Consider the following 17729-nt stretch of genomic DNA (forward strand, 5'->3'; position numbering starts at 1 on the left):
ATTAATTTTAAACAATAAATATTATGAGCGATTTACTAAAACGTCTTGAAACTCTTTCACCAGAAAAACGAGAATTAGTCCTACAAAAACTCAAAAAGCAACAGCAATCTCCGCAAAATAATCACAGGCTAACTCCACTTCTCACACCCGTATCACGAGAACAACTCCTTCCTCTCTCTTTTGCTCAACAAAGACTATGGTTTATTGACCAACTAGAAGGCGAAAATTGTGTCTACAATGTGCCGTTTTTCTGGCAAATTAGCGGATTGCTAAATATAAGTGCGTTAGAAAAAGCGATCGCAGAAATTGTCCAACGTCATGAGGTCTTACGTACTAGTTTCTCTATTGTCGATGAGTCGCCGATACAGGTGATTCACCCTCATCCGCAACTGACAATGCAAGTGCTGGACTGGCGACAATTGACACAAGCAGACCAGTTAAGCAAAGCGCAGCAGTTAGCAGCAGAAGAATTACAAAAGCCCTTTGACTTATCAAATCCTCCTTTGCTGCGGGTAAAGTTGTTGCAATTGGCCGATCAAACTCATCTGCTGTTGCTGGTTATCCATCATATTGTTTGTGATGGCTGGTCAATGGACATCTTTCGCCGTGAATTGTTCAGCCTTTATACTGCTTTCTGCGCTGGAGAAGTATCTCCTTTACCCGAATTATCTCTACAATATGCCGATTTCGCCCACTGGCAAAGACAATGGTTACAGGGAGAGGTACTGCAAACCCAACTTAATTACTGGCAAAAACAATTAGCCGCAGTCCCACCTCTATTAGAATTACCCACAGATAAACCACGCCCATCAGTGCAAAGCTTCAAGGGGCGGAGTGAGTTTTTAGAACTCAATCAAGATTTAACGCAAAAGTTGAAGCGTTTAAGTCAGGAATCAGGAACTACCCTGTTTATGACAATGCTTGCAGCATTTACGCTGTTACTGTCGCGCTACAGTGGTCAGCAGGATATTGTAGTTGGTTCTGCGATCGCTAATCGTAATCGTCGAGAGACAGAACCATTAATTGGCTTTTTTGTCAATACCCTAGCATTACGTACCAATCTGCAAGGGAATCCAAGTTTCTTAGAATTACTTGAACGAGTCAAGCAAGTAACTCTAGATGCTTATGACCATCAAGATTTACCCTTTGAGAAACTAGTTGATGAATTGGGATTAGAGCGATCGCTTTCTCATCATCCCCTATTTCAAGTGGCGTTTGGCTTGCAAAGTGGAACTCCAGAGAAACTAGAAATTCCTGGATCAACTCTGACCCGTTTTAAGTGGGAAAACACAACGACGCTGTTTGATTTGTCGCTGATTTTCCGCGAAACTCCTCAAGGTTTGACAGGAGAATGGGAATATGCGACCGATTTGTTTGAGGCTAAAACAATCCAACGGATGGTGGGACATTTTGAAGTTCTACTTAAGGGAATTGTTGATAATCCTCAACAAAGCATTAATAATTTGCCATTAATCGCAGAAAGCGAACGTCAGCAACTCCAAAACTGGAATCAAACTAAAACCGATTATCCTCTTAATCAAACTTTGGTTGACTTGTTTGAAGCTCAAGCTGCCAAAAACCCTCATAATCTCGCTTTAGTATTTGAATCCCAAAGCCTAACTTACCAACAACTGAATCAAAAAGCGAACCAACTAGCTCATTATTTAATTCAAAACCACCAAATTAAGCCAGACACTTTAATTTGTATCTGCGTTGAACGTTCTTTAGAAATGATTATTGGTGTACTCGGTATCCTCAAAACAGGTGGGGCTTATGTGCCGATTGACCCCAATTATCCCAAAGAACGAATTGAGTTCATGTTAGAAGATTCTGGGATATCGGTGTTGCTGACTCAAAGTCACCTTAAAGAACAATTACCTCTAGCTAAACTCAAACACGGGGTCATCTGTTTAGATAATGAAACTTTTACCCAAGAATTAATAGATAATCTCAATCCTCAAAGTACTCCTGATAATTTAGCTTATATAATTTATACCTCTGGTTCAACGGGACAACCCAAAGGGGTGATGATTGAGCATCGCGCAATTGTCAATTTAAGTTTAGCCTGGGCTGAAACTTTTCAAGTTCAACACGATAGCCGTTGGCTTCAGTTTGGTTCTTTTAGTTTCGATTTGTCTATTGGTGAAATTGCCACTTCTTTATCCGCAGGTGCTTGTTTGTATTTAGCCAAGAAAGAAACTTTGTTACCTAGTCAAACTTTAGTTGACTTATTGCGCGATCGCAAAATTTCCCATTTCACCTTATCTCCTTCTGCCTTATCTGTATTACCTCAAGCCTCATTACCTAATTTGCAAGCCGTAATTGTTGGTGGTGAAGCTTGTGCAGCCGAGTTGGTTACACAATGGGGCACAAAACGACGTTTCTTTAACTGCTATGGACCGACGGAATCAACGGTTATCGCCAGTATCTCTAGTTGTGAACCGAATGGCAAAAAACCCTCTATCGGTCAACCATTATCTAATATCCGCATCTATATATTAGATGCTCACAATCAACCATTACCCCCTAACATCCCTGGGGAATTGTGCATCGCTGGAGTTGGTTTAGCACGAGGCTATCTCAACCGTCCCGATTTAACTGCCGAAAAATTTATTGAAGTTGAATTATTTGGCAAAACTGAGCAAATTTACAAAACTGGCGATTTGGCAAGATGGACAGATGATGGCAACCTTGAATATTTAGGTCGCATTGATGCTCAAGTTAAATTACGGGGCTTTCGGGTTGAATTGGGTGAAATTGAATCACTATTATTGCAACACTCTTTAGTTAAAGAAGCAGTTGTAATTTTATATGAAGCTGATAATAATCCCAGGCTAGTAGCTTATGTCACGGCAAAGGAAAAATCCAGCAATTTAAGCAGTCAACTCAAAGACTCTCTAAAAATTTGCCTACCGAATTATATGATTCCTAGCCAAATTATGGTATTGGAACAGTTACCTCTTACCCTAAACGGTAAGCTAGATCGGAGAGCATTACCAGCACCAGATACAGCTATTTCGACTAACTTTGAAGCCTTCGTTACCCCAACAGAAGAATTGCTGGCTACCTTATGGCAAACTCTCTTAAAAGCTAAGTCTGTTGGTCGTCAAGATAACTTCTTTGAATTGGGTGGACATTCCCTATTAGCAACCCAATTGGTTGCCCGTATTCGTGATACTTTTGGTGTAGAAGTATCTGTCCGCAAGGTATTTGAGCAAAGCATTTTATCTGAGTTGGCAACAGAAATTGACAAAGCCTCTTCAGTAATTGCTTTACCACCCATCACACCACAACCTGAAAATGCTCCTAAAAATCTCTCCTTTGCTCAATCAAGACTCTGGTTTTTAGACCAACTTGAAGGCACTGGAACCTCAGCTACCTACAATATGTCAACGGCTCTGCAACTTGAAGGCAAGTTGAATATTGAGGCATTGCGTGCAAGTTTTGATTATCTTATCGATCGCCATACAATTCTCCGCACCTATTTTCCAGCTTTGGAGGGAGAGGCGCAAGTAGTTGTCCAAAATCCAGAGGATATAGAAGTACTGGCGATTGTAAATCTGCAATCGCTCAATCCGCAAACTCAAGCAGAAACCGTACAACGGTTAGCTGATAGCCACGCCCAAGAACCCTTTGACTTAAATACTGGCCCACTGTTTAAAGCGAAACTGCTGCAACTTAGCGAACAGAAAAATGTCCTGCTCATCAATATGCACCACATTATTACTGATGGCTGGTCAATGGGGGTGTTTAAGCGCGAATGGGAACAGGTTTATGCTGCTTTTGCTGCGGGGTATACTCCAAATTTGTCACCGTTGCCGATTCAGTATAGCGATTATGCAGCTTGGCAACGCAATTGGTTACAAGGGGAAATTTTAGAAAGCCAGGAAAATTACTGGAAACAACAACTAGGCGATGCTCCCCGATTACTTGATTTGCCTACCGATTATCCTCGTCCAGCGCAACAAAGTTACCAAGGTGGGCGTGAGGAATATAGTTTGAGTCATGAAGTGACTCAGAAACTTAAAGCTATTAGTCAACAACAGGGAGTTACTTTGTTTATGACTCTGTTGACGGCTTTTAGTATTTTACTATCTCGTTACAGCCGTCAAGAGGATTTATGCGTTGGTAGTGCGATCGCTAACCGTACCCATAACAACACAGAAGGATTAATCGGCTTTTTTGTCAATACCTTGGTATTGCGGAGCAAAGTCAGGCCAGAGCAAAGTTTTAGTGAGTTACTCCAACAAACCCGCCAAACTTGCTTAGATGCCTACGCTCATCAAGATATTCCCTTTGAGTATTTAGTAGAACAACTGCAACCAGAACGCAGTCTGAGCCATAATCCCTTATTCCAAGTGATGATGGTGTTGCAAAATACTCAAGAAGCGGGGAAAAATGTTAGTTTACCAGGGCTTGATATTCAATATTTAGAGCAAAGTTTACCATTTGCCAAATTTGACCTAACACTAGATTTTTCCGAAAGGGGCGATCGACTGCATTGTATGTGGGAATATGCCACAGATTTATTTGAGGCAGAAACAATTAGGCGCATGGCGGGACACTTTGAAGTCTTGCTGGAAGCAATTATCCAAAATTCCATACAGCCGATTCATCAGCTACCCTTAATCACAACAGCAGAAATTCAACAACTGCAAGTTTGGAATCAAACCGATATTAATTATCCCAAAAATCAGACTTTGGTAAATCTGTTTGAACAACAGGTAGCAAAAACGCCCGATAACATTGCGGTGGTATTTGAAGATCAAAGCCTGAGTTATCAAGAACTCAACCAAAAAGCCAATCAGCTAGCGCATTATTTGTTGGGACTCAAAAAAGAGCAACAATTACCTGATAATCCCTTGATTGCGATTTGCGTGGAGCGATCGCTCTTAACGATCATTGGCTTGTTTGCTATTCTCAAAGCGGGTGGCGCTTATGTGCCGATCGATCCGAGTTATCCCCGCGATCGCATTCATTTAATGCTCGAAGATAGTAATGCTTCTGTATTACTAACAACAGACCCCATCAAAAAGCAACTTCCCCTAGAAAAACTAAAAAACCCCTGTCAAGTAGTATTTCTAGAGAAAGAAACATGGGACAATCAGCCAACAAATAATATCAACTTACAAAGTAGCCTTGATGATTTAGCTTATGTAATTTATACTTCTGGTTCTACAGGAAAGCCAAAAGGTGTAGCAATTTGTCATTCTTCACTGACTAATTTTTTATATTCGATGAGGGAAAAGCCTGGAATAGCTGCGTCCGATACTCTTCTGGCTATCACCACTATATCCTTTGATATTGCTGCACTGGAAATTTATTTGCCTCTTATAGTAGGAGCCAAAATTGTTCTAGTCAGTCGGGAAATTGCTTCTGACAGTTTACAGTTATCAAAACAATTGCTTAATGGTATCACTTTCATGCAAGCGACTCCAGCGACTTGGCGCATATTATTAGCCGCCGGATGGAAAGGTTCAACACAACTAAAAATCCTCTGCGGCGGTGAGGCTTTAACCTGGGAACTTGCTAATCAACTACTAGAAAGAAGTGCTGAACTCTGGAATGTTTATGGCCCAACAGAAACCACAATTTGGTCAGATATCTATCAGATAAATACTTTTGAGAGAGGAAATTATTCTCAAGGTGCTGTAGTATCCATCGGGAAGCCCATTGCCAATACCCGCATCTATATTTTAGATAGCTATGACCAACCCCTTCCTCCTGGTATTCCTGGGGAACTCTGCATTGCAGGTGCGGGTTTAGCACAGGGCTATTTGAATCGTCCCGATCTGAGTGCTGAAAAATTCATTGACATCAAACTGTTCAATCAAACTGAGCGGATTTATAAAACTGGTGATTTAGCTCGTTGGCTACCCGACGGGAATTTGCAATATTTAGGTCGCAGCGATCGCCAGGTCAAACTTCGTGGTTTCCGCATTGAATTAGGTGAGATTGAAGCGTCTTTACTCAAACACTCAAAAATTCAGGAAGCAGTTGTCATTATCCGAGAGGACAGTGATTTCGATCAACGTCTAGTAGCATACATTGTCCCAACAGGAACAGAGGATGAAGACCTTCAAGGTGAACACGTGGAATTATGGCAACAAGTTTTCAATGATGCCTACCATCAACCACAAGATATAGAAGATGACCCAACGCTAAATTTGGCTAGTTGGAATGATAGCTATACAGGAAAACCTTATCCCAAAGCTGCGATGCAAGAATGGCGGGATAAAACTGTTGAGCAAATTCTAGAACTTGCACCCAAACGGGTCTGGGAAATCGGTTGTGGGACAGGGATGTTATTGTTGAAAATTGCTCCCCATTGTCAAAAGTACCTGGGTACAGACCTTGTAGCAGCAGGTTTGCATTATATTGAACAACATCTTCAACAGCAGTCTCTTAAGGAAAAAGTTACTTTAAAACAAGGTGCAGCTAACCAGTTTGAAGGCATTGAAATAAATAATTATGACCTGGTAATACTAAATTCTGTTATTCAGTATTTTCCCTCTTTAGATTACTTATTGTCAGTATTGGACGGGGCGCTCAAAGCTGTGAGAACTCAGGGAACAATCTTTATTGGTGATGTGCGAAATCTCCATTTATTAGAAGCTTTCCACACCGCAGTTGAGTTTTATCGCGCCCCTGATGAATTATCAATTAAAGACTTGCGTCAACAGATTAAAAAAAGCATCCGCACTGAAGGCGAATTATTGATTGATCCTAATTTCTTTATCGCTCTCAAACAAAAATTTCCTCGAATTAGTAATGTACAAATTCAATTGAAACGAGGTTCTGCTCAAACAGAAATGAACCGTTTTCGTTATGACGTTGTTTTACATTTGGATCAAACAGATATTCCCCTTGCGGAACCTGAATGGTTAGATTGGCAGAGCCAGCAATTAAATTTGGAAACAATCGAGGGAATTTTAACGACTCAGCAACCAGATTTACTAGGCATTAAAGCTGTTCCCAATGCTTATCTAACTTCAGAAATGTTGCTGTTAGAAGAAAGTACTCAATTAGATGGTACTGTTTCAGACTTAAAAGCGGCAGTTGCTCAAGCCAAATTAGGCATAGAACCCGAAGCATTCCGAACTTTAGCGAGAGATTTGCCCTATACGCCTTTTATTCAATATAGTTCCACAGGATTTTCCGATTACGATGTTGTTTTTCAACGGAATATCCCTGGACAGGCAATATTGCCAAGATTTGCTCAGAATAAAAATTTGCGACAGAAACCTTGGCAACGTTATGCAAATCAACCGTTGCAATATCGCACCAATCAAGTTGATCCAGCGTTATTAGCAGAATGGCGAGATTTTCTAGCTAAAAATCTCCCTGATTATATGATTCCTAGCCATTTCATGGTCTTAGATCAACTACCACTAACACCAAATGGAAAAGTAGACCGTAAAGCTTTACCTGCGCCAAATGCAACCGTTTCCTCAACAGACATTGAATTGCCTGTAACCTCGACAGAAAAATTGCTTGCCGAATTGTGGGCGAAGCTGCTTAAATATGAAGCGCTCGCTCGCTCTGATAACTTCTTTAATTTAGGCGGTCATTCATTATTAGCAACCCAATTAATTGCCCGCATCCGCGACAAATTCAAAGTAGAACTGGCGTTGCGTAAAATATTTGAGTTTCCCACTCTCAGCGAATTGGCAAGTTATCTCGATAGCTGCATTTGGGTAAATTCCTCCACCGCAGATATGCAACCTTTAAACTCAGACGAAGAGGAAATTGAACTATGACTATGACACAAAATCAGCAATTAATTTCTTTAATGCTTCGTTTGCAAAATATGGGCTGCAAAATATGGGCTGAAGACGATAAATTACGAATTCGTACTAGTAAAAATGCCTTAACTTCTGAACTCAAGCAGGAAATTCAAGCCAACAAAGCAGATATATTAGCATTCTTAAATTCTGCTAAAACCACAACTGTCATGGCAGAAGAAATTCCGACCTTGCCAGATGATGCCCCCAAGTCCCTTTCCTTTGCTCAACAACGCCTCTGGCTGTTAGGGCAACTCCAAGGGCCATCAGCTAGTTACAATATGCCGATGGTTTTACAACTTGATGGAAACCTCAATATTGATGCTTTGCATTCTAGTTTGGCTTATTTGCTGAATCGGCATGACAGTCTCAGGATGTATTTTCCCACAGTGGTGGGACAACCCCAGGTTGCGATCGCAAATTTAGAGGACATCGAAGTTTTAACGTACCAGGTACTGGGGACTGGGAATCAAGAAACAAACGTTCAGCGTTTTATCGATGCTTATGTTCAAGAACCGTTTGACTTAAGTACTGGCCCTTTGTTTAAAGCAAAACTGCTGCAACTCAAGGAGCATAAATATGTGTTGCTCATCAATATGCACCACATTATCAGTGATGGCTGGTCAATGGGGGTATTTGTGCGGGAGTTACGGCAAGCTTATACCGCCTTTGCCCAAGGTCAAGCCCCAAACCTTGCACCATTACCTATTCAATACAGCGACTACGCAAACTGGCAACGAAACTGGTTACAAGGAGAGGTATTAGAAAACCAGATTAATTACTGGAAACATCAACTGGGCGATGCTCCTCCATTACTGGAGTTACCTACTGATTATCCCCGTCCAGCATTGCAAAGCTACCGAGGCGATCGCTATACTTACTCCTTAACGCCAGAATTAAGCGATGCCGTTAAAACTTTCAGTCAACAGCAAGGTGCAAGTCTATATATGACCTTGTTGGCAACTTTGAGTATTCTGCTGGCTCGTTACAGTCGCCAAAACGATCTGTGTATTGGTTCTCCCATTGCCAACCGCACCCATAGCCAAACTGAATCATTGATTGGCTTTTTTGTCAATACCTTAGTACTGCGTAACCAAATCCAACCTGAGCAAAGTTTTATCGAGTTCCTGCAACAAACTCGCCAAACTTGTTTAGATGCATACTCTCATCAAGACATTCCCTTTGAGGTTCTGGTAGAAAAGTTACAACCAGAACGCAGTATGAGTTATAACCCATTATTTCAGGTGATGTTTGCACTGGAAAATAATGAAAGTCCCGACCTGAGTTTACCAGGATTAGAGATTGAATGGCTGGGAGTGAAGGGTGCGATCGCTAAGTTTGACTTAACACTGATAGTAATGGAATATGACAACCAGTTAAATTGCTCTTGGGAATACGCTACCGATCTCTTTGAAAAGGGTACTATCCAACGGCTGGCGGAAAAGTTTGAAGTTCTGCTGAAGGGAATTATTGATAATCCTCAACAACCGATCAATACTTTGCCTTTGATGACAGCAGCCGAACTGCTACAACTCCAATGCTGGAATCAAACTCAAACTGATTATCCCCACGATAAAACTTTAGTTGAACTGTTTGAAGCCCAAGTTGCCAAAAACCCTGATAATCTTGCTTTGGTTTTTGAATCCCAAAGCCTAACTTACCAACAACTGAATCAAAAAGTTAATCAACTGGCTTATTACCTGATTCAAAATCACCAAGTTCAGCCAGACACCTTAATTGGTATCTGCGTTGAACGTTCTTTGGAAATGATCGTTGGTGTACTCGGTATTCTCAAAGCGGGTGGCGCTTATGTACCGATTGATCCCAATTATCCCCAAGAGCGGATTAAGTTCATGTTAGAAGATTCTGGGACATCGGTGTTACTAACTCAAAGTTTCGTCAAACACCAATTACCCCTGGGTGAACTGAAATACACTTGTCAAGTCATTTTTTTGGATAAGGCAATTTTTAGTTTGCAGTTAACCGATAATCCCAGTTCCCAAAGTACACCTGATAGTTTAGCTTATGTTATCTATACCTCTGGTTCGACGGGACTACCAAAAGGAGTGATGATTGAGCATCGCGCAATTGTCAATTTAAGTTTGGCTTGGGCGAAAACTTTTCAAGTTAAACAAAACAGCCGTTTGCTTCAGTTTGGTTCTTTTAGTTTTGATCTGTCTATTGGTGAAATTGCTACTACCCTCACCACAGGTGCTTGCTTGTATCTTGCTAAAAAAGAAACCTTGTTACCCAGTCAAATCTTAGTTGATTTCTTAACTCATCACAAAATTTCCCACAGCTTTTTATCTCCTTCAGCCTTATCTGTCTTACCTCAAGCAACCTTACCCGATTTGCAATGTCTAACCGTTGGTGGTGAGGCTTGTCCAGCCGAATTAGTTACTCAGTGGGCAACAACGGGACGGTGTTTCTTTAATTGCTACGGCCCTACGGAATCTACGGTTAATGCTGCGTTAGCTATGCTTGCCGCAGGAATCGCACTTTGTCATCCTAATGGAAAAAAACCACCGATTGGTCAACCATTATCTAATATCCGCATCTATATATTAGATCCTCACAACCAACCATTACCTCCTGGCATACCTGGAGAATTATGCATCGCTGGTGTGGGTTTGGCACGAGGCTATCTAAATCGTCCTGACTTAACCGCTCAACAATTTATTGAAGTTGAATTATTTGGTAAGGTTGAGCGAATTTACAAAACTGGCGACTTAGCAAGATGGAAATCTGACGGAAACCTTGAATATCTGGGTCGAATAGACAATCAGATTAAACTACGGGGTTTTAGAATTGAACTCGGTGAAATTGAATCGATTTTGTTGCAACATCCATTAGTTAAAGAAGCAATTGCCACCTTATATAAAACTGAGAGTAACCAGAGTTTAATTGCTTATGTAACGGGAATCAATAATGATTTGTCTAGGCAATTAAAAAATCATCTAAAATCCCGTCTGCCCGATTATATGATACCTGCTCAGATCATCATATTGGATCAGTTGCCTTTAACTCCCAATGGCAAAATAGACCGGAAAGCTTTACCTGCTCCAAATGGTGTAATTGAGGGCTTGTATGAATCCCCGCGCAACGAAGTTGAACAAAAACTAACGCAAGTGTGGTGTGCTGTACTCGAACGTCAAGAGATTGGGATTCATGATAATTTTTTTGACTTGGGCGGTCATTCTTTATTAGCAATCAAACTGCTCAACAATATTCAACAGGTGTTTGAGCAACAGCTTTCTTTAAGTAGTTTATTTCAGAATCCTACTATTGCTCAACTAGCAGAACAACTTTGTAATACTGAGGTTCAACAGTTAAATCCTGATTTACTTTCACTCCAACCTCAAGGAGATGCAACCTCTCTATTTTTTCTTCCTGGCGCAAACGGACACGGGTTCTATTTTCGAGATTTAGCAATTAATTTAGGAACTGAACGTCCAGTGTATGGACTGGAAACTCCAGGAAGAGACGGACTTAGCGCACTCCCTGAATCAGTAGCAGCCCATGCGAATCAACTGATTGATGTATTACGTCAACAGCAAGCTCAAGGTCCATACATACTAGCAGGATATTCTTCAGGTTGTGCCGTTGCTTTTGAAATAGCTTCTCAGCTAGAACAGCAAGGTGAAACGGTGAGTTTAGTAGCTATCTTGGACGCTGGACTAGTTTCTAAACCTGAGTATTTTACTGATAGAGCAGAGCTTGATTGGATTTGGCAGTTGATTCGACGGATTGAAGCCTTAAAGGGAGTTTCTTTAGGACTGCAATACAACGATTTAGCTACTAAACCCAATGACCAAGCCAAGTGGGAACTGGCGGCAGAGTATTTGTACCGAAATAATGTTTTACCGGAACACTCCACCCTTTCTTTACTCAAAACCAATATGAAAGTAATGAAAGGACTAACGCTCAATTACGCGCATTATCAGCCTACTCATCCAATTTCTGCCCCGATTGTTTTATTTCGCGCTCAAGAGATTCATGAAATCGTTTTGCAAGAAATCCAAGCTTTTTCTGATTACGATTTACTCGATTGGGGATGGCAAACTTATACTCAAAAGCCTGTCAAGGTGATTTCTGTACCTGGAAACCACGGCGGAATGCTTTATGAACCCAACGTCAAACTATTAGCCACACAATTACAGAGTGTGATGCTAGAGAAACCAGGACAGAAATGAGCAAAAAAGCGTTGCCTACAATCATTGATTTTTTTGAATTAGTTTGACTTTCTTAATTTTAAATTTTGAATTGGTCTAAAACAATGGAAACCCTTCCTATCATAATTTCTGATGAAACTCTCCGGGATGGAGAACAACAAGCAGGTATCTTCTTCTCTTATCCAACTAAGCAAAAACTAGCCCATTTAATTGCCCAAACTGGAGTAGATAGATTATCTATGATGCCCCGTGTTCATGAGCAAGAAGAAGAGCTAGTCAAATCATTAGTATCGGAAGGATTGGATAGTCTGATCGCTGCTGCTACCATGACGGGAAAGCAGTATATCGATCAAGCCAAAATGTACGGAGTTAAGCGCATCATCCTTTTCTACGGCCTTTCCGATCGCCTGCTGTTTCTGCGAGATCCTCAGATCCGTTTGTTGAACGAGTTTAAAGGAAAAACCATTGATGATGATATCCCAAAAAAAGTAATTGAGAGAATTCGCCAAAACGCCATTGATTTAATTGTCGAAAACTTGCACTATGCCACTACAGTTGCTGGACTCACTGTAGACTTTGCCGCCGAAGATGCCTCAAGAGCCGATTTTGACTTTTTAGTGCAATGTATCCGCTCTTTTAGCCCTTATCTCGACCATTTTATGCTCTGTGATACCGTTGGAGTCCTCACTCCAGAAAAGAGCTATATCTGGATTAACGACCTGCTGCAACGTACAACTGGGGTTGCTTTCGGGGTACACTACCACAATGACATGGGCTTGGCTCTCGAAAATACTCTCCAGTCTGTCATCGCCGGAGCGACTTTAGTATCGGGTACGTTTTGCGGGATTGGTGAACGAGCCGGAAATGTTGCCATTGAGCAGGTATTGAATGGGTTGCGAGTCCGCTTTGGAATTGAAGTCAAAGGGATTAATTATGATGCGATCGCCGCCGTGACTGATTACATTGAGCAACTGGGAATTCGTCCTGCTCCCCCTTACTCTCAAACTGCTCAACGCCACGAATCAGGCATCCATGTCAATTCTTTGTTTAGCGACCCTCAAAGCTATGCTGCTTTGCCTTACAACACCATAGAGGTTCTCTTCGGTAAATGGAGTGGAATTAGTAATTTTCAATATCTATTTGAAAAGCAACTACAAAATCCCCAACCTAGAAATCAATATGAAAAAATGCGCTCAGTGATTAAATCTCTTGCTGTTGAGCAAGAACGCTATTTTACAGCTAAGGAGGTATTGGAGTTATGGAAAAATGGGGTGTTTAAATAATTCATCTTCTCATATTAGTAGCTCGCTACTGTCATGGGATGGAAAGAAATATGCGCGAGTTACATTCTACAGCTAAAATATATAGACTTTGTTTGCATATTACTGTAACACCCTTAAAAGCATTGCAAAACAAAGAATGTAGTCAATATAGTAAAATACCAAAATTATTCAGTCAGCCTCAAGAGCCTCAACTGATTTTTAGAATATGCAAGCCAAAACCGTTCACAATCAACCTATAACAAATACTCCTTCGGCTTTTACTCAATTTTGGGAGGATGTCAAAGCGATCGCAGGCCCTTACTGGTATCCCACAGAGGCACGGGGACGAGCATTTCCAGACGTGATTCGTGCATGGGGAATGCTCATTATCCTGATATTATTAATAATAATGCTTGTCGGCGTAACTGCCTTTAATAGTTTTGTTAGCCGCTATTTGCTAGATATCATTACTGAAGAAAAAGATTTTAATGAATTTATTAATACATTATTAGTTTATGGTGCTGCCCTTGTCTGCGTAACGCTCTTAGTAGGATTTTCTAAATTTGTTAGAAAACAAATCGCTCTTGATTGGTATCAATGGCTAAATAATCATATTTTAGAAAAATATTTGAGCAATCGTGCCTATTATAAAATCAATTTTAAATCCAATATTGATAATCCAGATCAACGAATATCCCAAGAAATCGAACCATTGATTAGAAATGCTCTCACTTTTTCGGCTACTTTTTTAGAGAAAGTGCTGGAAATGGCAACTTTTTTAGTAATTCTCTGGTCTCTTTCGCAATTTGTTGCAGTTGTATTAGTTGTTTATACGATAATAGGCAATTTAATTGCTGTTTATTTGGCTCAAGAATTAAATAAGATTAAACAAGAAGAACTCGAATTTGATGCAGACTATACTTATGGACTGACTCATGTTCGTAATCACGCTGAATCAATAGCTTTCTTTCAGGGAGAAAAACAAGAATTAAATATAATCAAACGAAGATTTAATAATATTATTAAAAGTGCTAAACGCAAGATTAATTGGGAGTTAACTCAGGATATTTTTAACAGAGGATATCAGGCGGTTATCCAAATATTTCCATTTATAGTATTTGGGCCTTTACAGATTAGAGGTGAAATTGAATTTGGAGAAATTGCCCAAGCCAGTTTAGCTTGCAATTTGTTTGCTACTGCTATGGCAGAATTAATTAGAGAATTTGCAACTTCGGGACGATTTTCCAGTTACGTTCAACGTTTGGGTGAGTTTTCAGATGCGATAGAATTTGTCAACAAAGAGCCAGAGAAAGTAAGTACTATTAAAACAATCGAAGAAAATCATCTCGCTTTTGAGAATGTCACTTTACAAACACCCAACTATGAGCAGGTGATTGTTGAAGATTTATCATTGTCTGTTCAGCCAGGAGAAGGTTTATTGATTGTGGGGCCTAGTGGTCGAGGTAAAAGTTCTCTGTTGAGAGCGATCGCTGGTTTGTGGAATGCAGGTACTGGTCGTCTGGTGCGGCCTCCATTAGAGGAAGTGTTATTTTTGCCCCAACGTCCTTATATAATTTTGGGAACTTTACGCGAACAGTTACTCTATCCTCATACAACTCATAAGATGACCGATGCAGAACTCAAAGAAGTTTTACAAAAAGTCAACCTACAAAATTTATTGAGTCGAGTAGATGGCTTTGATACAGAAGTTCCTTGGGAGAACATATTATCGCTGGGAGAACAACAACGCCTTGCATTTGCACGGCTACTAATTACTCATCCTAGATTTACTATATTAGATGAAGCAACAAGTGCTTTAGATTTGAAAAATGAAGAGAGTTTATATCAACAGTTGCAAGATACAAAAACAACTTTTATCAGTGTTGGACATAGAGAAAGTTTGTTTAATTATCATCAATGGGTTTTAGAACTATCAGGAGATTCTAGCTGGCAACTTATTAGCATACAAGATTATCAACTACAAAAATCAAAAGAAGTTGTCATTAATCTTCCCAAAAATTCTGAAATTACAATAGATGTTTTACCCAAAAATGAATCCCAAACTCAACCAGAAACATCCATCGAGATAGGTACAATCGAAGGCCTTTCTCATAAGGAAATGCAGACATTAACAGACTGTAGCATTAACACCATCAGAAGCAAGGCTAGCCTTGGGAAATCCATTACTGCTAATGATGGCTTTACCTACCGCTATGACAAAGGCCCAAAGGTGTTGAAATGGGTAAGAGCTTAACGAATATTTGTACTTTTTAAAATCAAGGTTATGCTAACTAAACAGCAAAGACAACTAATTACTTACAAAACTATTTCAATTTATGAAAGAACCTATCAATTACCAGTTCTTAAGAATACTGCTGTAAAAGTAGTTCAAAAGAAAATTAGAGAACGTCAGAGATTAATTAAAGAAGGCATTCGATATCATCATCAGCTTGGTGGGATAATTAAGCGAAAAGAAGAAATTAGTCAGGAAGAGATTTTTGAGGAAATCCAATTATTTATTAAGGATTACAGTCATATTATTGATTTTCTAGATAATTATAAGGATAATTATCATAATTTCTTATTAAATCTTGCTGATGACTTAAAAGAATTATTTAAACAAAAATATTTGGCTATAAAAAACTTAGAAGATGAAAGAAGTAAGTTAGAGCAAAAAAACCATCAAAATCCAAAAATACTTGATGAACTAACATGGGAGAAGCAAGAAAATCTTAAAGCAGTTTTGCTACTGAGTAATGCTTATTTCTTGATACTAGAAAAAATAAAATTGCTTGGTGAAGGAATTAAAAACCTTGCAGAAGATACAAAAAATCAAAAAAGAGTTGTTCAGCAAATAGTAAAAGACTTAGAAGTATATCAAGAGATTTATGAATATCAAAGAAAAGCCTATAAAATTCGTCAAGAAATAGCAAAAATTGCCCACACTGCAATCAACTTTGAAAATTCTTTACAAGATTATTTTAGTCCCTTTCAATCTTTAATAGATGAAGTCATAAAAGTAGATGAATACTTTTACGCAACTGTTGGAGATATTAAAAATTTAGGTGATAATATTTTAAAATATCAATCAAACTTATTTAACCTTGAAAAAAACGAGGCTATTTCTGAAACTTTTCTTGATTTTATGGTGACAAGTTATGAGAAAAAAGCCAGATTAAAAGATGCTTTTATTCAATCTCAATTATTAGATTGGCAAATCCATAATTTTGATTTGAGCGAAAATGGTGTCTTTTTAGACAAGGGCATTGATTTAATCTCTAACTATATATCTAAGCAACTAACAGATCAAAGAAAAGCGCTAGGTATAGCAGAAGTAAATTTTGTCTCTACAGATTCTCTATCTCCTGCTGAAGAAATAGGATTAATAGGGCTGACTAATAACAATGTTACGTTGCCAAAAAAATTTCCCAGCAATAAAGGTATTGATTATACCCAATTGCGGGATCTCCTAGCACAACATCAGTGGAAAGAGGCTGATATTGAAACCACTAAAATAATGCTAAAAGTCATGAATAAAAATTATTGGAATGAAGTTTATAAGGAAGATATTGATAACTTCTCTTGCCAAGACCTTCACACTATCGATCAACTTTGGGATCAATATAGTTATGGCTATTTCGGCTTCACTGTTCAGCAAACTATCTGGAGCGAAATGGGTGGTCAGGTAGACTACGAAACAGAAAAAAGACTTGGCGATCGCCTTGGTTGGCGAAAAGAAGGAAACTGGTTAGACTATGAACAACTAACTTTTAAATTGTCCCCTATGACACCGATGGGGCACTTGCCAGCCCAATGGTTACACTACGATCAACATAGTTTTGACTTATCCCCAAAATCATCTACAGAACACCTTTCAATGGGAGCTTGGCGAGTCAAGTCTTGGTTAGTTTGGCAGATGCACTTATTCTTTTCTAGTGTAAAAAATTGTAACGAAACTTTCTTATGCGGTAATCGTACATTTATTAAGAATAGGAAAAATTAGAGCTAAAGCTAATTTGAGGATCAACATGAGTAACAGTAAGCATTCTGATATAGAAATAGAAATTTTACTTTTTGGAAAATGGCGTTTTGATAGATCCTCTGAAAAAGTTACTATTGAATTTAAAGATGATATGACTTATGAGCAAACTACGGTTCAAACATTGCTTTTCTCTAAACCTAAAGAACTTATAACAGGCAATAAATTTACTGGGGTATGGTACGTAAGTCAAAAAAAATTGTATTTAAATGTTAAAACTATGCCAAAATCCTTTTTGAACTTAAGGATACCACTAGTTTTTAAGATATCCATTGCAGATATGATAGCTACTTTAAGTTCGGTACTTATGGTAGAAAATTATGAAGTTATGAGAATTAATAGTTCTAAATTTTTAATTAAGGATAAAGAACAGTCAATCCTTGGAACAAAAATAAATAATATTAATATTAGAAAATAACTTTATTTTGTTACTCTGGAGATGGGTACGACGGGCTTAAATACGTTATTGATG

The 17729-nt window shown here is 39.2% G+C and carries 6 protein-coding genes; all 6 read left to right on the forward strand.

The features are described 5' to 3' along the window. Positions 1 to 23 precede the first annotated feature (23 nt). A complete protein-coding gene (locus NPUN_RS12360; protein ID WP_012409017.1) occupies positions 24 to 7760 on the forward strand; it encodes a non-ribosomal peptide synthetase in 7737 nt (2578 codons plus the stop codon). Continuing rightward, on the forward strand, positions 7757 to 11977 hold the full coding sequence (locus NPUN_RS12365; protein ID WP_012409018.1) for a non-ribosomal peptide synthetase: 4221 nt from the start codon (positions 7757 to 7759) through the stop codon (positions 11975 to 11977). The genes NPUN_RS12360 and NPUN_RS12365 overlap by 4 nt, the downstream gene beginning before the upstream one ends. An 83-nt stretch (positions 11978 to 12060) precedes the next feature. Then, on the forward strand, positions 12061 to 13239 hold the full coding sequence (gene hphA / locus NPUN_RS12370; RefSeq protein WP_012409019.1) for a 2-benzylmalate synthase HphA: 1179 nt from the start codon (positions 12061 to 12063) through the stop codon (positions 13237 to 13239). Between the two features lie 205 nt (positions 13240 to 13444). After that, positions 13445 to 15472 (forward strand): ABC transporter ATP-binding protein/permease, encoded by a 2028-nt coding sequence (locus NPUN_RS12375; protein WP_012409020.1) that lies wholly within the window; start codon positions 13445 to 13447, stop codon positions 15470 to 15472. A 30-nt stretch (positions 15473 to 15502) separates the two neighbouring features. Next, positions 15503 to 17221, forward strand: coding sequence for a GUN4 domain-containing protein (locus NPUN_RS12380; RefSeq protein ID WP_012409021.1), 1719 nt, complete (start codon positions 15503 to 15505; stop codon positions 17219 to 17221). Positions 17222 to 17246: 25 nt separating this feature from the next. After that, a complete protein-coding gene (locus NPUN_RS12385) occupies positions 17247 to 17675 on the forward strand; it encodes a hypothetical protein (protein ID WP_041565353.1) in 429 nt (142 codons plus the stop codon). The last annotated feature ends 54 nt before the right edge of the window (positions 17676 to 17729 follow it).

It is taken from the genome of Nostoc punctiforme PCC 73102, assembly GCF_000020025.1.
GTDB lineage: Bacteria > Cyanobacteriota > Cyanobacteriia > Cyanobacteriales > Nostocaceae > Nostoc > Nostoc punctiforme.